Annotated in this window: 16 protein-coding genes; 13 read left to right on the top strand and 3 right to left on the bottom strand. The window is 63.5% G+C overall.

Annotated elements, in window-relative coordinates:
• Positions 1-35: 35 nt before the first annotated feature.
• The 8 genes from hfq to ABDK11_RS01390 all read left to right on the top strand — a co-directional run bounded on the left by hfq (position 36) and on the right by ABDK11_RS01390 (position 8,899).
• The gene (gene hfq / locus ABDK11_RS01355) at positions 36-320 is read left to right on the top strand and encodes an RNA chaperone Hfq (RefSeq protein WP_346838528.1); all 285 of its coding nucleotides are present in this window, start codon (positions 36-38) and stop codon (positions 318-320) included.
• A gap of 193 nt (positions 321-513) precedes the next feature.
• Positions 514-1,815, top strand: a complete 1,302-nt coding sequence (gene hflX, locus ABDK11_RS01360) for a ribosome rescue GTPase HflX (protein WP_346838529.1) — start codon at positions 514-516, stop codon at positions 1,813-1,815.
• An 84-nt stretch (positions 1,816-1,899) separates the two neighbouring features.
• Positions 1,900-3,051 carry an FtsH protease activity modulator HflK gene (hflK, locus tag ABDK11_RS01365; protein WP_346838530.1) on the top strand — a complete coding sequence of 384 codons (1,152 nt, stop codon included), beginning with the start codon at positions 1,900-1,902 and terminating at the stop codon, positions 3,049-3,051.
• A 10-nt stretch (positions 3,052-3,061) separates the two neighbouring features.
• Positions 3,062-3,937, top strand: coding sequence for a protease modulator HflC (gene hflC / locus ABDK11_RS01370; RefSeq protein ID WP_346838531.1), 876 nt, complete (start codon positions 3,062-3,064; stop codon positions 3,935-3,937).
• Between the two features lie 178 nt (positions 3,938-4,115).
• The gene (locus ABDK11_RS01375) at positions 4,116-5,309 is read left to right on the top strand and encodes an ATP phosphoribosyltransferase regulatory subunit (RefSeq protein ID WP_346838532.1); all 1,194 of its coding nucleotides are present in this window, start codon (positions 4,116-4,118) and stop codon (positions 5,307-5,309) included.
• 82 nt (positions 5,310-5,391) lie between these two features.
• Positions 5,392-6,714, top strand: coding sequence for an adenylosuccinate synthase (locus ABDK11_RS01380; protein ID WP_346838533.1), 1,323 nt, complete (start codon positions 5,392-5,394; stop codon positions 6,712-6,714).
• A 181-nt stretch (positions 6,715-6,895) separates the two neighbouring features.
• Positions 6,896-7,561, top strand: a complete 666-nt coding sequence (locus ABDK11_RS01385) for a hemolysin III family protein (protein ID WP_346838534.1) — start codon at positions 6,896-6,898, stop codon at positions 7,559-7,561.
• Positions 7,562-7,660: 99 nt separating this feature from the next.
• The gene (locus ABDK11_RS01390) at positions 7,661-8,899 is read left to right on the top strand and encodes a lytic murein transglycosylase (RefSeq protein ID WP_346838535.1); all 1,239 of its coding nucleotides are present in this window, start codon (positions 7,661-7,663) and stop codon (positions 8,897-8,899) included.
• Positions 8,900-8,925: 26 nt separating this feature from the next.
• Here ABDK11_RS01390 and ABDK11_RS01395 read toward each other — a convergent pair whose 3' ends face one another.
• The 3 genes from ABDK11_RS01395 to ABDK11_RS01405 are packed head-to-tail and all read right to left on the bottom strand — an operon-like array spanning position 8,926 to position 13,978.
• Entirely contained in the window at positions 8,926-9,942 is a 1,017-nt protein-coding gene (locus ABDK11_RS01395; protein WP_346838536.1) for a succinylglutamate desuccinylase/aspartoacylase family protein, read from the bottom strand.
• 37 nt (positions 9,943-9,979) lie between these two features.
• Positions 9,980-13,072, bottom strand: coding sequence for a DUF6531 domain-containing protein (locus tag ABDK11_RS01400; RefSeq protein ID WP_346838537.1), 3,093 nt, complete (start codon positions 13,070-13,072; stop codon positions 9,980-9,982).
• A 48-nt stretch (positions 13,073-13,120) separates the two neighbouring features.
• A complete protein-coding gene (locus tag ABDK11_RS01405; RefSeq protein WP_346838538.1) occupies positions 13,121-13,978 on the bottom strand; it encodes a Stp1/IreP family PP2C-type Ser/Thr phosphatase in 858 nt (285 codons plus the stop codon).
• Between the two features lie 226 nt (positions 13,979-14,204).
• Here ABDK11_RS01405 and ABDK11_RS01410 point away from each other — a divergent pair, with 226 nt between their 5' ends.
• The 5 genes from ABDK11_RS01410 to tssK all read left to right on the top strand — a co-directional run bounded on the left by ABDK11_RS01410 (position 14,205) and on the right by tssK (position 20,454).
• Positions 14,205-14,999: a transposase gene (locus tag ABDK11_RS01410; protein WP_346838539.1), complete on the top strand. Its 795-nt coding sequence runs from the start codon at positions 14,205-14,207 to the stop codon at positions 14,997-14,999.
• A 2-nt stretch (positions 15,000-15,001) separates the two neighbouring features.
• Positions 15,002-16,567, top strand: a complete 1,566-nt coding sequence (locus ABDK11_RS01415) for a type VI secretion system contractile sheath large subunit (RefSeq protein ID WP_346838540.1) — start codon at positions 15,002-15,004, stop codon at positions 16,565-16,567.
• A 91-nt stretch (positions 16,568-16,658) separates the two neighbouring features.
• Positions 16,659-18,419, top strand: a complete 1,761-nt coding sequence (gene tagH, locus ABDK11_RS01420; RefSeq protein WP_346838541.1) for a type VI secretion system-associated FHA domain protein TagH — start codon at positions 16,659-16,661, stop codon at positions 18,417-18,419.
• 32 nt (positions 18,420-18,451) lie between these two features.
• Positions 18,452-19,066, top strand: coding sequence for a type VI secretion system lipoprotein TssJ (gene tssJ, locus ABDK11_RS01425; RefSeq protein ID WP_346838542.1), 615 nt, complete (start codon positions 18,452-18,454; stop codon positions 19,064-19,066).
• Between the two features lie 50 nt (positions 19,067-19,116).
• Positions 19,117-20,454: a type VI secretion system baseplate subunit TssK gene (gene tssK, locus ABDK11_RS01430; protein ID WP_346838543.1), complete on the top strand. Its 1,338-nt coding sequence runs from the start codon at positions 19,117-19,119 to the stop codon at positions 20,452-20,454.
• The last annotated feature ends 53 nt before the right edge of the window (positions 20,455-20,507 follow it).

Genomic DNA, 20,507 nt, shown 5'->3' on the forward strand with positions numbered 1-20,507 from the left:
TATATCGCACCCAGCTTTTGACAAGGAGAAAAAAGATGTCAAAAGGGCACAGCTTACAAGACCCTTACCTCAACGTATTGCGCAAAGAGCGAATCCCAGTTTCCATCTACCTGGTAAATGGCATCAAGCTTCAGGGCCAGATCGAATCCTTTGACCAGTTTGTTGTACTGCTGAAAAACACCGTCAGCCAGATGGTGTACAAACACGCGATTTCCACCGTGGTACCGTCACGCGCGGTGCGCGTGCCGCTGCTGAACCCGACCGCCCAACCGGGTGCTGAGGGCGCTGGTGAAGGTGGTGAGCGAGACACCTTCGGCTAACCGGGCCCGTTTCGCAGTCAGAGCTTTGCGCCCCGGCTTGCCGGGGCGCCTGCGGTTTGGCGCCGTGAAACCGGCGCCGTCGTCGCGGTGGCCGGCCCCCGCGGCCAGCCGCTAACGGCCCGCCCGATGCAACCGATCCCACAACCGCTGCTGATCCCGTATCAGTTGCAGAACCCACAGCAGAGCGTTTCTATTGTTTTTCGACCGACCGGAATCCGGTGAGCTGGCGGTGCTGGTGCACCTGGAACTGTCTTCCATCGACAGCCCCGACGACCCCCGCGAATTTGAAGAGCTGGCCCTGTCTGCCGGCGCCGACCCAGTGGCTTTTATCTTCGGCCAGCGCGCCACCCCCGATCCCAGGACCTTTGTCGGCCGCGGCAAGCTGGAGGAGATTCAACGGACGGTCAATGAGCACGGTGCACAGCTGGTGATCTTCGACCACAACCTGTCGCCGTCGCAGGAGCGCAATGTCGAGCGCGAGCTGAAGTGCCGCGTGCTGGATCGCACCGGCCTGATCCTGGATATCTTCGCCCAGCGCGCGCGCACCCACGAGGGCAAGCTGCAGGTGGAACTGGCGCAGCTGCGCCATATGTCCACACGGCTGGTGCGCGGCTGGACGCACCTGGAGCGGCAGAAGGGTGGTATCGGCCTGCGCGGCCCCGGTGAGACCCAGCTGGAAACCGACCGCCGCCTGCTGCGCGCGCGCATCGACTCGATCGAGAAAAAGCTCGAGAAGGTGCGCCGCCAGCGCGCACAGGGGCGCCGCGCGCGCTCCCGCGCCGAGGTGGCTACTGTATCACTGGTGGGATACACCAACGCCGGCAAATCGACCCTGTTCAACCGCCTGTCCGATGCCGAGGTCTATGTGCGCGATCAGTTGTTCGCCACCCTCGACCCGACCATGCGCCGCGTGGAGCTGCCCAATGTCGGTGCCATGATCCTGGCGGATACGGTCGGCTTCGTTTCGCACCTGCCGCACCGGCTGGTGGAGGCTTTCCGCGCCACGCTGGAGGAGGCCGCGAGTGCCACGCTGCTGCTGCACGTGGTCGATGCGGCGGCGGAAGATCGCCTGCACCTGATGGAAGAAGTGCAGGCGGTACTTGAGGAAATCGACGCGGCAGAACTGCCGCAGCTGGTGGTGTATAACAAGATCGACCTGCTGCAGGACATGGCGCCGCGTATCGATCGCGACGACCAGGGCGTGCCGCGCGCGGTGTGGCTGTCCGCCGCCAGTGGTGCCGGCTGCGAGTTGCTGGTGGAGGCGATCGCCGAGCGTCTCGGCGAGCAGATGGTTGGCGGCGAGCTGGTGCTGGCGCCGCAGCACGCGCGCCTGCGCGCGCAGCTGTTCGAAATCAACGCCGTGCAGCGCGAGGAATACCGCGAGAATGGCGACTGTGTGCTGCAGCTGCTGCTGCCGCGCAGCGACCTGCAGCGCCTGCTCGCACCGTATAAAGAGAGTGCCGCGGGGCCGCAATGGAGCCCGGTGGAATCTTGAGTAACCTTATTTCGGCGCCGAAGAATGCTAGAATCCCGCGCAGACATAACGCTTAACGATCACGATCGGATTTGGAGTGAATAAATGGCCTGGAATGAACCGGGTGGTAACAACAAGGATCCCTGGGGCGGCGGCAACCGCAACGACGGCGGTCCACCCGACCTCGACGAGCTGCTGCGCAAACTGCAGCAGAAATTCAACCGGCTGTTTGGGGGCGGTTCCGGCGCCGGCGACAACGACGGCAGTGGCGGCAACTTCCCCTGGGTGTTGGTGCTTGTTGTCGCAGCCGTGCTCTACGGCGCGCTGGGCTTCTACCAGGTGGACGCCAGCCAGTCGGCGGTGGTACTGCGCCTGGGTAAATACCACTCCACCGAAACTGCCGGCCTGCACTGGAATCCGCCGCTGATCGATCATGTCACCAAGGTCAACATGACCGAGGTGCGCACCGAGCGCACCACCGGCCAGATGCTCACCGAGGATGCCAGCATCGTCGATGTGGTGCTGCAGGTGCAGTGGCATATCGACGACGCCGAATCCTATGTACTGCGCGTGCGCGATCCGCTGAAAAGCCTGCAGGGCGCCACCGACAGTGCGCTGCGCCACGTGGTCGGTTCCACCACCCTGAACGGCGTGATTTCCCAGAACCGGACCAAGGTGTCTGCCGACACCGAGAAGCGCCTGCAGGAATATCTGGATAAATACCAGACCGGCATCCGCATCGACGTGGTCAACCTGACCGACGCCAAGGCGCCGCGCGAGGTGCAGGACGCTTTCGACGACGTCACCAAGGCCCGCGAGGACGAGGTGCGCCTGCAAAATGAAGCCCAGGCCTACGCCAACCAGGTGATCCCGGTGGCCCGCGGCCAGGCGCAGCGCACGATCGAGGAAGCGGAAGCCTACAAGTCGCGCGTGGTGGAAAATGCCCGCGGTGACGCGGCGCGCTTCGACAAGCTGCTGACCGCCTACGACAAGGCCCCCGAAGTCACTCGCGAGCGCCTCTACCTGGATGCTGTGCAGCAGATCATGAGCAAGACTTCCAAGGTCATGGTCGATACCGACGGCAGCAACAATATGCTGTACCTGCCGCTCGACAAGCTGGCCCGGGGCAGCGCTGACCAGGCCGTGCAGAGCAGCAAGGACGTATCGCCGCAGGTGGTGGACCAGGTCTACCAGCGCGTGGTTGACCGCCTGCGTACCGAGGCGGCCAAAAGCCGCCGCAGCCAGAATGTCCGCTAGGGGGTAGGGAATGAACAACAAAACTCTTGTGATTGTCGTCGCCGTCCTGCTCGGTCTGCTGCTGTTCTCGTCCAGCGCCTTTGTGGTCAAGGAGACGGAAAAAGCCGTGTTGCTGAAATTCGGCCGTGTGGTGCGCACCGACTTCAAGCCCGGGCTCTATTTCAAGATTCCGTTTATCAACAGGCTGCGCAAGTTCGACGCCCGTGTGCAGACCGTGGATTCCAGCCCGGTGCGGATGCTGAACAGCGAAAACAAGTTCATGATGGTGGACTCCTACGCCAAGTTCCGTATCTCCGACGTGGGGCGCTTCTATGTCGCCACCCGCGGCGAGGAGCAGAATGCGGTGCGCCTGCTGGCGGAGCAGATCAATGACCGCCTGCGCAACCAGTTCGGCGTGCGCGACCTGCACGAGGTGGTCAGCGGCCAGCGCGACCAGCTGATGGCGGAGATCACCAAGAACCTCAACGAGGTGGCGCAGAAGAACCTGGGTGTGGAAGTGATCGACGTGCGCGTCAAGCGCATCGACCTGCCGGCGGAGGTCTCCGACTCGGTGTTCCAGCGTATGCGCGCCGGGCGTGAACTCGAGGCGCGCGAGCACCGTGCCAAGGGCCAGGAAGCCAGCGAGCGCATCCGCGCCGACGCCGACCGCCAGAAAGTGGTGATCGAGGCCGAGGCCTACCGCAAGGCGCAGACGCTGCGTGGTACCGGTGATGCCGAGGCGGCCAAGGTCTACGCCGAGGCCTACACCAAGGACCCGGAGTTCTACCGCTTTACCCGCAGCCTCGAGGCCTACAAGGACTCCTTCAAGGACAAGAGCGATATGCTGGTGTTGAAGCCGGACAGCGAGTTCTTCCGCTACCTGAGTAACTCCAAGGGTAAGGAGTAGATCCTCGCCTGCCAGCGGGGTCGGGGTCGCCGGGATACCATTATTGGTCCCCTGACCCCGCAAACCCCTACCTTCCCGCCGGCACTTAATGGTAAAATCACGCAAACCGGGCCTCGCCCGGTTTTTTTGTGAAGGTCGCCCCTGCACTGAACGCACCGCTGACAACGCCTATTTCACCATGACTCAAGCTGAACGCTGGATGCTGCCGGATGGCATCGCGGAAATTCTGCCCGCGGACGCCGTGCAGATCGAAACCCTGCGCCGCCGCCTGCTGGACCTCTATCACAGCTGGGGCTACGAGCTGATCATCCCGCCGATGCTGGAATTCACCGAATCCCTGCTGATCGGTATGGGGCGTGATATCGACCTCAGCACTTTCAAGGTGACCGATCAGTTGTCCGGGCGCACCCTGGGCATTCGCGCGGATATCACCCCGCAGGCGGCCCGCATCGACGCCCACAGTTTTCCGCGCGCCGGTGCCAACCGGCTCTGCTATGCCGGCCATGTGCTGCACACCCGGCCGCGCACCGCGATGGGTTCCCGCGCGCCCTTCCAGATCGGCGCCGAGCTGTACGGCGTCGACAGCCTGCAGGCGGATATCGAAGTCATTTCGCTGATGCTCGAAAGCCTGCTCAGTGCCGGCGTCGAGCAGATTCACCTGGATCTCGGCCATGTGGCCATCTACCGCAGTCTCGCCGCCGCCGCCGGCCTCGACAGCGAGCAGCAGCGCGAGCTGTTCGGGCTGCTGCAGCGCAAGGCCGCGGCCGACGTACAGCGCTGGGTCGCCGACAATGTCGCCGCGCCGCAGGTGGCGGACTGGCTGCGCGCCCTGCCGGGCCTGGCCGGTGACCGCAACTGCCTGACGCGCGCCGGCGCGGCGCTCGCCGGCGCGCCGGCGGAGCTGGTTGCCGCACTGGCTGACCTGGAGCGGGTGGCCGCGCAGCTGGCACAACGCTACCCGGCGGTAGAGTTGTTCTTCGACCTGTCCGAAGTGCGCGGTTACGACTACGAGACCGGGCTGGTGTTTGCCGCTTACACCCCGGGGCACGGCCAGGCACTGGCCAACGGCGGTCGCTACAACGGTATCGGCCGCGTATTCGGCCGCGACCGCGCCGCCACCGGCTTCAGTACCGACCTGGTGGCGCTGAACACCCTCGGCCGCGCGGTCGAGCCGCAGAGTGGTGCCATCCTGGCGCCGCCGGCGGATGGCGCCGCCGGTGAAGCCCTGTGGCATACGGTGGAAAAACTGCGGCGTGCCGGGGAGGTGGTGATCGCCGCCCTGCCGGACGGCGCGGAGGGCGAAGTGCAATCGCGCTGCGACCGTGAACTGGTGCAGGACGGCGCCGACTGGGTGGTGCAGCCACGCGGCTGATCCCCACCTGTTAACAGCTAAGCTTATTGAATTTGCGGGGGCGGTAGCCCCTGTGGAAAACCTGAGTCAGAGATTTACGCAAATGGGTAAAAACGTAGTAGTGCTGGGCACCCAGTGGGGCGACGAAGGCAAGGGCAAGATCGTCGACCTGCTGACTGAGAAAGTCTCGCTGGTAGTGCGCTTCCAAGGCGGCCACAACGCCGGCCACACCCTGGTGATCGACGGCGAGAAGACCGTGCTGCACCTGATTCCGTCGGGTATCCTGCGCCCGAGTGTGACTTGCCTGATCGGCAACGGCGTGGTGCTGTCGCCGGAGGCGCTGCTCAAGGAAATGGGTGAGCTGGAAGCGAAGGGCGTACCGGTGCGCGAGCGCCTGCGTCTGTCGCCGGCCTGTCCGCTGATCCTGCCGGTACATGTGGCCCTGGACCAGGCGCGGGAGAAAGCCCGCGGCGACAATGCCATCGGTACCACCGGCCGCGGAATCGGCCCGGCCTACGAGGACAAGGTGGCGCGTCGCGGCCTGCGCCTGGGCGACCTGTGCAACTGGGACAGCTTCTGCGCCCAGCTCAAGGAACTGCTGGAATACCACAACTTCGCCCTGACCGAGTACTACAAGGTAGAAGCGGTCAGCTATGACGACATGGTCGAGCAGGCCAAGCTCTGGCGCGAGCAGCTGGTACCGATGATCGCCGACGTGGCTGACATCCTGCACCAGGCCCGCGAACGCGGCGACCATATCCTGTTCGAGGGCGCCCAGGGCTCGCTGCTGGATATCGACCACGGTACCTACCCGTTCGTGACCTCCTCCAATACCACCGCCGGCGGCACCGCCACCGGTTCCGGTTTTGGCCCGCTGTACCTGGACTATGTGCTGGGGATCACCAAGGCCTACACCACCCGCGTCGGCGGCGGACCCTTCCCCACCGAGCTGGGCTGTGATGTCGGCCGTCACCTGGGCGAGAAGGGCCACGAGTTCGGTGCCACTACCGGGCGCCAGCGTCGCACCGGCTGGTTCGACGCCGTGGCCGTGCGCCACGCGATTCGTATCAACAGTATTTCCGGCCTGTGCCTGACCAAGCTGGACGTGCTCGACGGTCTCGAGGAAGTGAAGATCTGCACCGGTTATCGCAACAGCGCCGGTGAAGAGGTGCCGGTACCCTTCGACGCCGCCGGCTGGGAAGGCGTGGAGCCGGTCTACGAAACCCTGCCGGGCTGGAGCGACACCACCTTCGGTGTGCGCCGCGAGGCGGACCTGCCGCAGGCCGCGCGCAACTATATCGCCCGTATCGAAGAGCTGGTGGGCGCGCCCATCGATATCATCTCCACCGGCCCCGACCGCAACGAGACCATCGTGCGTGAATCGTCGGCACTGTGTGAAATGGGTATCCACAACCCCAGCGTCTGACCGTCCCGAGACCGGCGGTACCTCGTGAACCGCCGGTCTCCAATTGCCCTTGCGCCGGGCGCCAACCCCGCCCATGATTAGACTGCTTTTTGTCCTGCAGTCACAATTTTGTGGCAGCGCGCCGTCGATTTGACACATTCGTGTGATTCACTGGGGGCGTCAATCTCAGCCAGGGGTGTCTATGTCTTCCACCGCAGCCAGCCGTTACAGCTTCGCCGAAGAACTCGCCAACAGCATTACCCACGGTATCGGCGCGCTGTTGGCCATCGCCGGCCTGGGCGTGCTCTGCGCCTTCGCCGCCCTGTATGGCAACGCCTGGCATATTGTCAGTAGCAGTATCTACGCCACCACGCTGATCCTGTGTTTCGGCTCCTCAACCCTGTATCACAGCATCAGCCATATCCGCGCCAAGGAAATCCTGCGCACACTGGACCATTCGGCGATCTTTCTGTTGATAGCGGGCACTTACACACCGTTTACGCTGGTGACACTGCGCGGGGCGGATACCTCGGTGGGTTCCTGGGGCTGGTGGCTGTTCGGCATCATCTGGGGCCTGGCGCTGGCGGGGCTGGTGATCCAGTTTACGCCGCTGAAAAAGGTCCGCGCCCTGTCGATCACGCTGTCCGCGTTGATGGGCTGGGTGGTGATCGCGGCGATCAAGCCGCTGATGAACAGCCTCGCGCCGGGCGGCCTGTGGCTGCTGGTACTGGGTGGCCTGTGTTACACCGGCGGTATCGCGTTTTACCTGTGGCGCAGCCTGCGCTTCCATCACGCCATCTGGCATCTGTTCGTGCTTGCCGGCGGCATACTGCATTTCTTTGCCGTGCTTTTCTACGTAATTCCCTGAGTGGCGTTGAAGAACGTCACGGGTTGAACAATCCGCCTTTCGGAAGTGTGAATTCCGCTCTACCCTTGAGCGAGCTATCTGACTGCTGAAGGAGTTGCCATGTTCAGTCCGCTCGCGCTGCGCCGGTGCGCATTCGCCCTCTTTACCACCCTGTTGCTGGCCTCTGCCGGTGTCTTTGCGACCACAGCCAGCGCCGCGGAAGCGCGTGCGGACAAGGGTTTCGAAAACTGGATCCAGGAGTTCCGCAAAACGGCGATTGCCAACGGCATTTCCGGCGAAGTCTACGATCGCGCCTTCAAGGGCATCACCACGCCAGACCAGTGGGTGCTGGACAAGGCCAACTACCAGCCGGAGTTCAAAGCGCCGGTGTGGCAGTACTTCGACAACCGCGTGCAGAAGCGCGCGGTGCGCATGGGTAAGGCCAGGAAAAAGCAGCTGCAACCATGGCTCGACAAGATCGAGCGGCGCTTCGGGGTCAACCCCAATATCCTGCTGGCGATCTGGTCGATGGAGTCCAGTTTTGGCGCCATCCTCAAAAACGACAAGGTGATGCGCAATGTGGTGCGCTCACTGGCCACGCTCGCGTACGCGGATCCCAAGCGCAAGAAGTTCGGCCGCCAGCAGCTGCTGGCGGCGCTGAAAATCCTGCAGACCGGCGACATCGACGAGAGTCACCTGACCGGTTCCTGGGCCGGCGCCATGGGCCACACCCAGTTTATTCCCACCAGCTACCAGGCCTACGCCGTGGATATGGACGGCGACGGCCGCCGCGATATCTGGAACTCGGTACCGGATGCGCTGGCCACCGCCGCCAACCTGTTGAAGCAGAATGGCTGGCGCACCGGCCAGACCTGGGGTTACGAGGTGACGATTCCAAAGCGCAAGTTACCCGCCGGCAAATTGACCCTGCGTCACTGGGAAAAGCTCGGGGTCAAGCGCGCCAATGGCAAGCCGTTCCCGCGCCCCGACGATATGGCCGAGCTGAAGCTGCCCGATGGCCGCGGCGGGCCGGCCTTCCTGATGCTGAAGAACTTCTTCGTCATCAAGCGTTACAACAACTCTGATCGCTATGCCACGGCGGTGGGGCTGTTGGGGGATATGATCGGCGGCGGCCATGGCCTGGTGCACGACTGGCAGCGCCCGTTTACCCCGCTCGATGCCGGCCAGGTGGAAGAACTGCAGAAATTGCTCAAGGCGAAAGGATTTTATCGGGGCGAGATCGATGGCAAGGCCGGGTCGGGTACCCGCAAGGCGATCAAGCAGTTCCAGAAAAGCATCGGTGTCGAGCAGCAGGGTTACCCGAGCAAGGAAGTGCTCAACGAACTGCGCAAACACTGAAGTAGCCGGCGGGGGAATCCCCGCCGTCAGAAATTCTCGTCCGGCAACAGGCTGTCCTGCAGCATCTCCAGACTCTCGGCGACCTCGTGTGGTTCGTGGAAATAGGCAATGTGGTACATCGCTTCGCCCTCCTGCACCAGCGGGATATTCTGCTTGCCGATAATGATGCCGTCCGCATTGCACTGCACCCGATCCAGCTCGTGTCCGTAGGGATCGGCAATCGTCGCCAGCAGCTCGCCTTTCATCACATGATCACCGAGTCTTTTTCTGTGGTTGACGATACCGCTGTCGCCGGCGCGCACCCAGCCGCTGCGCCGGGCGATGTACGGCTCGATACCCTGGCGGCGGCGCCCCTGCGGCAGCATTTCCAGATGCCGCAGCACATTGAGAATACCTTTGGCGCCAGCGCGCACGCACAGCTCGTCGAAGCGCAGCGCCTCGCCGGCCTCGTACAGCAGGATGCGCACGCCCAGATCGGTGGCGGACTGGCGCAGTGAGCCGTCGCGCAGGGTGGCATTGAGCAGTACCGGTACGCCGAAAGCGCGGGCCATTTCGCGGGTTTTCTCATCATCCAGGTTGGCGCGGATCTGCGGCAGGTTGCTGCGATGGATGGCACCGGTATGCAGGTCGATACCGTAGTCGCATTTGGCCACAATCTGCTCGAGAAACACGTGGGCCATGCGCGCCGCCAGCGAGCCCTTGGCAGAACCGGGAAACGAGCGGTTGAGGTCGCGCCGGTCGGGCAGGTAGCGCGAATGCTGTAGCACCCCGTAGACATTGACGATGGGCACAGCAATCAGCGTGCCGCGCAGGGATTTGAGGGCGCGGCTGCGGATCAGGCGGCTGATGATTTCGATGCCGTTGAGTTCGTCGCCGTGGAGCGCCGCGCACACGAACATGGTCGGCCCGGACTTGCGCCCGCGCTGCACATAGACCGGAATCGCCATTTCGGTATCCGTGTACAGCCTGACGACCGGGAGGTCGATACGGCGGGTTTCGCCGCGGGCGATGTGAATTCCGCCGATTTCAAAGGACTCGGGCATGGCGACTCGCGCAGGTAATTTGTTCCAATTGTAGCTGTCAGCTTACCTCCGCCAGCGTGGCATCGTTAACATCCTCCGCGGCCGCGGGTGCGGCGGTAAAAGCGTCGTCCAGTGCATTGAGCCACAACTGCAGTTGCGGATGCCAGTATCCGCACCGGTTGTATTGCAGCCCGGTCTCACTGTCGGCGATGCGCCGGTGCGCGCGCCAGGCGTCCGTGTGGCGCTTTTCGGCACTGTTCCACAGGGTTTCGCCGCCATCGCCGAGCAGAGCCAGCGGCTCGCCGGCCGGATCCAGCAGATAATGTTCCGCGCTGCCATCGCGCAGCCGGCACAGCAGCGCGCCGGTCAGCGGGTGGTGCAGGTAGGCGGTGGGTGTTTGGCTGCGGCTGTTCAGTGTGGTGTTTTCGTCCCACAGGCCGAGACTGTACCAGCGGTAGCCGAGACGCCGCTGGCGGGTGGAGCGGCGATGGGTGCTCAATTTACCCAGCCGCCGGCCGAAGGGGTCATAGCGGAAATAGGTTTTGAAATCGCCGCACTCGGCGCTGGTCAGCAGGCCCCAGCCGTCAAAACGATAGTGGTATTCGCGCAGCTGCTTGCCCGGACGCTGCTCGCGCACGATGTTGCCGCGCCGGTCGCGCTCGATCGCGGCGCTCGACAGGGGGGCGTGAAGCGGCGGCAGAAACTGTGCTGCCTGCGGTTCGAACTGCCAGTTTAAATCGCTCCCCGCGCGCAGGCCGCACAAGCGACCGCCGCGAATCTGCCGGTGCAGCCGATTGCTGCCGACGATCCAGTCGATACCGCCGTCGCGTGGTTCGCTACGCAGTATCGCCGCGCCGTTGGCGTCGATACCGTAGAGATCGCCGTCGGGTGCCAGCAGATAGGCGATATCGAGGGTTTCCGACGCAGTGCCTTTGAGCCAGCCGCGCGCGTCATAGTGATGCTGCAGGCTCAGGCTGCCGTAGTCGCGACTGTCGCAGTGCTCGGCAATCAGCAGGTTGCGCGCATCATATTGGAAGCGCACGGCGCTGTGGCCGTTGTCGGCACCGGTCAGGCGTTGTTGCGCATCGTAGTGGAAATCGCAGTGCTGGCCGCCGTTATTGCGGATTTGCTGCAGGGTACCGTCGTCGCCACGCTGGAAATACCAGTGGGTGTCGTTGTCGCGAAATTCGCTGACCGCGCCGCCGGCATCATAGCGCCACTGCCAGCTGCGCCCGCTGGCATCCTCGGCGCCGCTGAGTCGGCCCTGGCTGTCGTAGTGCCAGCAGCATTGACTGCTGTCACCGTGCAGTTCCAGCAGCTGGCCGTGGCCGTTGTACTGCAGCTGCCAGCGGCGGCCATCAGCGGCGCGCAGCTGGCGCGGCGCGGCATCGCTGCCGCATTCCCACTCGAGCATTGCGGCGCCATTGCAGTGCAGTGCACACGGGTGGCCGCGGCTGTCGTAATCGAGCTGGTACTCGCCGTCCGCCGCGCCGCTGCGGCGCAGCTCGCCGGCGTTGCCGTAGTGCCACTGTCGCAACGGATCGTCATCGAGCGTCATCGCAGTCAATCGATGCCAGTGATCGTACGCCAGTGACCAGTGTCGTTCGCCCCGGCGTACCGACAGCAGCTGGCTCTGGCCATCCCAGTCGAACTGCACCGTGCCGTTTTCCGGGTCGCGCAACTGCAGCAGCTGGCCGCGTTCGCTGTATTCGCATTGCCAGACACCACCGCCGGGATCGGTGGCGCTGTCCAGCAGGCCCTGCGCACCGTAGGCAAAATGCCAGTTGCGCTCGCCGCACTGGACGGCGCGCAAGGCGCCATGCTCGTCGTAGTGGTAGCGATCACTGCAGCCGTCACGGGTGCGTCGCCGCAAACGGCCGCACTCGTCGTAGCGGTAGAAGCTGCGCCTGCCATCGGCGGCAACGGTCTGGCAGAGGTTGCCGTAGTAGTCGTAGAGGTAGCGCTGCCGGCGCTCGCCGCACGCTTCGTATGTCAGCTGGCCGGCGTCGTTGAAGGTCCACTGCCGGGGCGCGCGTCCGTCACTGCGCAGGGTGCAGCGGTGCTGGTCGTTGCGCCAGCTGAGGCGATAGGGCTGCGTGTTGTGATGCAGCCGGTGGCAGCGCTGGCGGTTGTCGTATTCGAATTGCAGTGTGCCGCGTGCGTCGCTGTCGATGGCAGAGAGCAGTTGCTCGTCGTAGCGATAGCTCTCGCGCTGCAGACCCGCCGCGCATTCGCGCAGAAGCGCCGCGCTGTCGCCGGCGCGCTCGTCCTCGAGGTATTCGTAGTGGCACAGCTGCTGCTGTCCCTCGGCGGCATGGCCGTTGGCGAGGGCTTCGATATGGCGGTCGCGGCTGTGGATTTCCACGATACGGCCCCACGAAGTCACGATCTTGGTGGGCAGGCCGTCGCGATAATCCACGGTCAGCGCATTGCCGCAGTGATCGCGAATTTCTACCAGGGGCAGGGCGTTGTCGGTGCCATCGGCACGGAAGATGCGGTCGGCTTGTTCGAATCCGCGCAGGCGGTAGCTGTGCAGACTCTGCCGGTATAGCAGCAGGCGTTCCGCCCGGTTGTAGCTGCTGTGGCCGATGGCCGGCTGGCGGAACGCGATGTGGCGGCCCTCGGCGGAATGGAATTCCACCCGGCCATCTTCCACGCGCAACTGCTCGCTGAGACTGTGGCGCCAGCCGCGCCCGAGCCCGCAATCCTCGTCGTTGCTGTGGCGGTAAAAGCGCTGCCACTGGAATCGCAGCGGCCCGGGCAGGGTGAAATCCGCACGCGCAAAAGCGACTTCACCGGAGCTGGCGATCAGGTGATCGGCGACCCGCTGGCACTGTGGCAGCGGCGGCAGCGTGCGCTGCTGCGGATTGCGTCCACTGGCGCTGACAAACTGCAGCGGCCCGCAGTCGTGGGTGTGAAGCTGTGGGATCGATGGTGCATCGGCGAAACAGTAACGGTTGGCCTGGATTACCGGCGGCCGTGGCCACATTGAGCCCAGTGGCGCGGGTATATTCTCCGGCGGGGTCGTTGTGGTCTGCCGATTCAGCCAGTCGCACAGTGCCACCGGATTGCTCGCCGGCATGTCGACGGGCGGCGGCTGCAGTTTCTGCAGAATTGATGGAATAAATTCGAGCAGACGTTCCGGTGTCATGGCGCTCTTCTCATTGTGGGCTGGCTGTAGGGTGGGCCGGCTACAGGGTCAATGCTGTTCTTTGCGAATGGTGACGTCTTCTTTCCTGGGGCTCAGGGTGATGGCATCGGCGACGTCATACTCCGGCGCGCGCATGGCGAATTCCAGAATCCCCGCACTGATATTGTCGCGGCCGCCGCGCTCATTGGCATCGTCGATAAATCGATATACGCACTCCAGCGCCGGCCGGTGGGTGGCCAGCACGCGCTCGATACCATGATCGTCCAGATATTCGGTGAGGCCGTCGCTACACAGCAACAGCAGTGCATCCTGGGTCATTTTCCAGCTGTTGATGGTCGGTTCCACCTGGGCGGAGACGCCGAGGGCGCGGGTAATATGATTGCGAATGCTGGATTCCTGCGCCTGTTCCGGTGTGAGCCGGCCGCTGTCGATCATCTCCTGCACCACGCTGTGATCCCGCGTAAGCCGCTGTAATCCGTAGTGATTCCACAAGTAAGCGCGGGAGTCGCCGATATGCGCGACAATCAGAAAGTCCTGCCACACTGCCGCCACCACCAGCGTGGTCCCCATATTGGCAAACTCCGGGCGTGCCTGTTTGGCGTCGAGAATCTTCCGGTTGGCAACCGCGATGGCGTCGATCAGGGCCGCACGCAGCATCAGTTGCTGCTGCTCCGGTGAGCAGGCCAGAAATGTGCTGTCGGTCAGCCGGTTCAGCTGTTGCCGCAGCGTTTCTGCGGCAATATTGCTGGCGGTGGCGCCGCCGCTATAGCCGCCCATGCCGTCGGCGACGATAACGTAGGCAAAGGGCAGCGATTTGTCGGCGTGCCAGTGAATGGCGTCTTCATTTTCCTCGCGGACCTGTCCGATGTCTGTCCGCCCGTTGACGGCCAGGCTGATGCGCTCCATGTCGGTCGAGACTCCCTTTCTCGCTTTCTCACGTGCTCGCGTGTAATCCTTTGTAATTTTATGCCGGGGCCTGTCCGCGCAAGCGAAATTGCAGTTTGGCAATCCGTTCATGTTAACTTGGTAGTACGGTTGGTTTGAAATTTTTTTCGCGGTTTTGCGATAATGCTCAACCATTCAAGGTAGAAGCTAGGCGGTACGCCTGTGCATAAAAGGATTTATCGGCAAGATGCCACGTCTCCCCCGACTCAACTTGATTGATATCCCCCAGCACATTGTTCAGGTTGGTCACAACAACCTGCCGTGCTTTTTTGACGATGAAGACTATCAGTTCTATCTGATCAGTCTGCGCAATGCCGCCGACCAGTATCGTGTGGATGTACACGCGTACGTATTGCTGCCGAACATGGTGCAGATAATTGCTACGCCAAGGGTGCCGGACGGGGTGCCGTCAATGATGCAATCGCTCGGCAGGCGCTATGTGCAATATGTGAATCACCGCTATAAACGTTCGGGTACACTGTGGGGCGGGCGCTATAAATCCAGCCTGATCGATTCCGATGCGTACCTGCTGACCTGTTATCGGTACGTCGAATTGAGACCCTTGTACCTGGGATTGGCAGATTCCCTCGGTGACTATGCCTGGTCCAGTTTCAACCATCACGCCAGTGTCGTAAGTAGCGAGATCATCAATGATCACCGTCTCTATTTGGCGCTGGGCGAGACGCCCGCAGAACGTGCACAAGCGTACCGAAAACTTTTTCGCTACCGCTTTGACCGCCGTTTGTTGGAATATATCGCAGAGACGATTAAGGTCGGCCATGTGTTGGGTGGCGATGCCTTCAAGGATAAGATTGAGCAGATTGCCAATCAGCGTGTCCGTCCGTTGAAACGCGGCCGGCCGCGTAAAAAAGAAAATAGTGCGGAAGAGGTTGATCGCACTTCTTCAAAAAAAATCGAACAAAACGCTCTTGGTACGGAAGTTTCACGAGAAGCCGGCGATATCGCCACCATGGAGAGGTAAGCGTGAGCAGAATAACAATGCAGCCCGGTGCGATTTTCGGCGCCGACCCGTCCGCCGATGCCGTTTCCGGTCAGCGCGCCACTGACGATTCCGGGCCGCCGAACCAGCAGCAGGTCGCGCAACTGAAAGTTGCCATCCTCGGCGATTTCAGCGGTCGCGCCAGCCGTGGCCAGCGCGAGCCGGAGAATCTCGCCACGCGTCCGGCTTACCGTCTGGGCAAAGACAATTTTGAGGCACTGTTCGAACAGCTGGGTGTGCGCCTGCAGCTGCCGCTGATGGCGCAGCCGCTGTCGCTCCTCGAGTACGACGACCTGCACCCGGATTATCTGTACAGCCGCGTGCCGCTGTTCCGGCAATTTATCGAGCTGGAAAAGCGGTTGCTGCGTCCGGAGACCTTCACTCGCGCCGCGGAGGAGATCCGGCAGTGGCGACCGGAGCTGCGTACCACTGATACCGCCGGCAGCGGTGCCGGGCAAAACATCGCCGGGGAAAGTGATGCGGCGTACAGCGGCGAATCCCTGCTCGACAGTATTCTCGCCGCCCGGGACTGCCCGGATGTGAATCTGGCCAGCCCGGAAGTGCAGGTCGACCGGTTGATCCGCGATATCGTCGCGCCCTATGTGCAGCGCAAGCCGGACAGCCGCCAGGAAACTTACCTGCAGGCAGTGCGCGACGCGGCGTCGGAAGCGATGCGCAAACTCATGCACCAGAGCGCGTTCCGCCAGGTTGAGGCCAGCTGGCGCAGTGTGCACTTTCTGTTGCGCCGGCTGGAAGATCACCCGGGACTGCAACTGCACCTGATCGACGTGAGTAAGGACGAGGTGCGGGCCGATTTTGATCGGGCCGGCGATGACCTGGAGCAGTCACAGTTATTCAAATGCCTGGTCGAGCGCGAGACCGCCGCCGGTAACCGCCCCTACAACGTGGTGCTGGGTGACTTCACCATCGCCGACGATGAGCGCGACCTGCACCTGTTGGTCGACCTGGCCACCATTGCCGAGGCAGCGCAGAGCGCGCTGTTGCTCGGTGGCGACTCGCGCCTGGCGGGCTGCCCGACCCTGGCCGCATCACCGGATCCGGACGACTGGCACTATCCCCTGGCGCACTCCTTTGTCGACGGCTGGCGGGCCGTGCGCGATTACTCCGCAAGTGAATACGTCGCCCTGGCCGGTCCCCGGTTTATGTTGCGGCTGCCTTATGGTGCCGATTCCGCCACCACCGACTGTTTCGATTTTGAAGAGTTAACCCCCGAACTGGGGCACCAGTACTACCTGTGGGGTAACAGTGCCTATCTGCTCGCGCTGTCGCTGTGCGATGCGTTCGTGCGCGCCGGTCACGCGGCGCCGGTGGAGGCGGCCAGCTTCGACAGTCTGCCGCTGCACCTGCGCGAACTGCCCCAGGGGCGCTGGATGACGCCGTGCGCCGAGGCGCTGCTGAGCGATCGCGCCGCCGCACGCTTCAGTGCGGTTGGAATCAGCACGCTGCGCTCGGTGCAGGGGCGCGATCAGATAGTGCTGCCGAAACTACAGTCGCTGGCGGGAACACGCCTGCGCGGGCCCTGGGGTTAAAGACTTTTTACCGGTGTTTGTCTTACCGGTTTGCGGGCCGGGGTGACAACCGGTCGCATTTCAATAATTTACCAGCACGAGTCAGAGTGACATGGATCTAGTTCTCTCGGTTGTGGCGGACCCGCAGGGCGCCAATATGCTGAAGCACACCAAACTGTTTGCCGCGGCCGGCGGCAGTCTCGGCCGCGCCGACAGCAACGACTGGGTGCTGCCCGACCCCGAGCGGGTCGTGTCGTCCCGCCATGCCACGATTGCCTTCAGTGACAATCGCTATTTCCTCGAGGATCAGAGCACCAATGGCACCTACCACAATGGTGCCAGCGATCCGCTGGGCAACGGCAACCGGGTGGCGCTCAACGATGGCGATACCATTGCGATCGGTGAGTACCAGCTCAAGGTGACGATACGCCAGCCCCAGGCCGAATCCGGGTTGCCCAAGGGGCTTGGCGCTGCGGATTTCCTCGACAGCGCCGACCGCACCACCTTCAGCCCCGCCGCTGCCGCCAAGATGCAGAACCAGGCCGAAGCCCAGCAGCTGGACAGCTGGCTGGAGCCGGGTGCCGGTGGCCAAGCTGCGCAGACCGGCGAGTGGGGTTCACTCGGCGGCCAGGCAGCCGCGCCCGCCGAGTCGTTACCCGGGCACGGGGCGGAATCGCTGGATCCGCTCGCCGCGTTTGCCGCTGGCGATGGCGCCGGTGGATTTGGTGCGGATGCCATCGGCGGTGCCGCGGGTGGCACCAACCAGTGGGACAGTGACGACGAATGGTGGAAGGACGGCAGTGAACAGGATCACGCCCCGGCCGATCGCCACTCGATGCAGTTTCGCGCGCAGGCCCCCGAACCCGCCCCGGCGCCTGAGGCGGCCTTCACCGCACCGGAACCGGCATTTGCCAGCGCGGCGGAAACACCGGCTGCGCCCGCCGCCAGTGCACCGTCGCCCCATGCATCGTCGCCCGCATCGCCACCGCCTTTTTCATCCGCACCTGCACCCGCAGCCGCGGCGGCGGGCAATCCGTTTGCGGATTCCCTCGCCGAGGTGCACGGCCAACAGGTAGATGGCGTGCCTGGATTTGCCGCAGGCGGTGCCGGGGCTCCAGTAGCGGGCGCCGACGGCCACTTCGCCAGTGCCGGCCAGCAGTTCTCGCAGTTGCCACCGACGCAGCCGGCACCGTCCCCGGCACCGCAGGCTGCACCGCCGGTACCGCAGCCCGCGCCACCGCCGCAGCCCGCACCACCGCCGCAGCCGGCAGCGCCGCAGACGCCACAACAGCCGGCGGCCAGCGCCACTAATCTGATCGCGGCGCTGGGATTGAACCTGCCCGCCGCGCAGCAGCCTGCCGTAGACGCCCAGGCGGCGGCCATTGTGCAGGAGACAGTGGCGCGCCTGATCGACCTGCTGCGCGCGCGCACCTCGATCAAGAACGAGCTGCGCGTGCAGCGCACCATGATCCAGACCGAAGCCAACAACCCGCTGAAATTCAGCGCCTCTGCTGCCGATGCGATGGCGGCCATGTTTGCCGGCAACGGGGCCTTTATGACACCGCACGGCGCGGTGCGCGACAGTTTCGACGACCTTTCCGACCACCAGGTGGCGGTGCTCGCCGGGATGCGTGCCGGCTACGACGCCATGCTGCGTTTTTTCAGCCCGGAAAATATCGAGCGGCGGGTCAACAGCCAGGGCGGCGTTTTCTCCAATCGCAACGCCAAGAACTGGGAGGGTTTTGTGGCGCTGTACCGGGAACAGATCAGCGATCCGGAGGCCTGCTACCGGCGCCTGTTTGGTGATGAGTTCGCATCGACCTACGAGCAACAGCTGTCTGAATTGAAAAACGCACGATCCCTGAAAAATTAACGCGCACAGACGCGAACCGTATGGAGTCCACCGTGACCACAAAAAATCTATTCACGTTGCTATTGATTGCCGCGCTGGGCCTGAGCAGTTCCGCCTGCCAGACCACGCGCCGCACGCTCAACCTCGATACCAGTGTCCAGCTGGCCATGGATGTCAAAAATGATGTGAATCCGGACAGCGACGGACGCGCCTCGCCGGTGGTGGTGCGGGTGTTCATGCTCGCCGACAACCGCCAGTTTGCGCGCGAGGACTTCCTCAACCTGTACGAGAACGCGCCGTCGCGGTTGGGCAAAGACCTGATCGATACCGTGGTGCTGAAAGAATTCGCCCCCGGCGAAACCCGCTTGGAAAAGCTGCCGCTGACGCCGGAGGTGCGCTATATCGGCCTGCTGGCGGAGTTTGTACAGTACCAGCGCGCGGATGCCCTGATGCTGCTGCCGATTACCGATCACAAGGAGAACGCGTACAAGGTGGCACTGTCCGGTACCCGCATCGGCTCGCCACAGCAGATCGCCATGCACCGCGAGCCGACTGGCAGCGCGCGTACCGCGGCGACAGACAGCGGTGACAAAACCGTCACCATCTCCAGTGCAGAGTACAAGCGTATGCGCGAAAAGCTGGAAAAAATGGACAACGGCAACCGCTGAAGCGGCTGCCTCCTCAATGCGGGCGCCCGGCGCCGGAAAGGAATACGAGCATGTCGGCAAACAACAAGGTGATCTGGAGTGAGGGGATGTTTCTGCGCCCCCAGCATTTCCAGCAGCAGGATCGTTATCTGGAAAACCTGCTAGAAGCGCGCACCGGTGCGCTGGGGCCCTACACCTGGGGCCTGGTGGAAATCGCCATCGACAGCGAACCGCTGGCGATGGGCAAGATTTCCGTATCGCGGGTCAGCGCCATCTTTCCCGACGGCACACCGATACTGGCGCCCGAGAACGAACACCTGCCGGAGGTGCTCGAGGTGCCGGTCAACACCCGCGATGAAGTCGTCTACCTGTGTGTGCCGATGAAGCGCCCGGGCAGCCAGGAGTCGGTGCGCGACCAGGAAGATTTTCCCCAGGCGCGCTATCAGGCCAGCAATTTCGATGCGCGCAACAGCGCCTCCGCCTCCGGCGAGCCGGCGCGCATCCAGGTGGGCAAGTTGCGCGCCTGCCTGAAACTGGGCAGTGATGACCTGAGTGGCTACGCCGCCATCGGCATCGCACGGATTCGCGAGCGTCAGCCGGAGAAGCCGGTAGAGCTGGACAGCGACTATATTCCGCCGCTGTTGAACGCCGAGACATCTGCGGTGATCAAGGCCTACATCGAGGAGATCAAGGGCCTGCTGGATCACCGCGGCTCTGCGCTCGGGCATCGCTTGAGCGACAGCGGCCGCAGCGGCTCGGCGGAGATTGCCGACTACCTGCTGCTGCAGGTGGTCAACCGCTTCGAACCGCTGTTGCGCCAGCTCACCGCCCAGCCGCGCCTGCATCCGCACAGCCTGTTCCTGGAACTGCTGCAGCTGGCCGGTGAACTGTCGACCTTTACCGCGCAAAGCAAGCGGCCGCCGGAAATTCCCAACTACGCCCACGAGAACCTGCAGCAGAGCTACGCGGGTCTGTTTGCGGCCCTGCGCCAGTCGCTGTCTACGGTGCTGGAACAGACTGCGATCTCCATGGATCTGGTGCAGCGCAAGTACGGCATCTACGTAGCGCCGGTTACCGATCCGTCACTGGTCACCTCGGCCAGTTTCGTTATGGCGGCCAAGGCGGACATGCCCGGCGACCTGCTGCGCAGCCGCTTCCCCACCCAGGCCAAGGTGGCGCCGGTGGAGGCGATTCGCGAACTCATCTCCGCGCAGCTGCCGGGCGTGGCCCTGCGCCCGTTGCCGGTAGCGCCGCGGCAGATTCCCTATCACGCCGGTTTCACCTATTTCGAACTGGAGCGCAGCGGTGAGCTGTGGCAGGCGATGCAGAAATCCGGTGGTTTTGCCGTGCACCTGGGCGCCGAGTTTCCGGGCCTGACGATGGAACTCTGGGCAATAAGGAATCAATAGGGCTTACCAATACTAAATTTAATGGTCGCGTTGCTGCCCCAAAGCGGGCCAGG

Origin of the sequence: Microbulbifer sp. SAOS-129_SWC (genome assembly GCF_039696035.1) — a bacterium.
Classification (GTDB): Bacteria; Pseudomonadota; Gammaproteobacteria; order Pseudomonadales; family Cellvibrionaceae; genus Microbulbifer.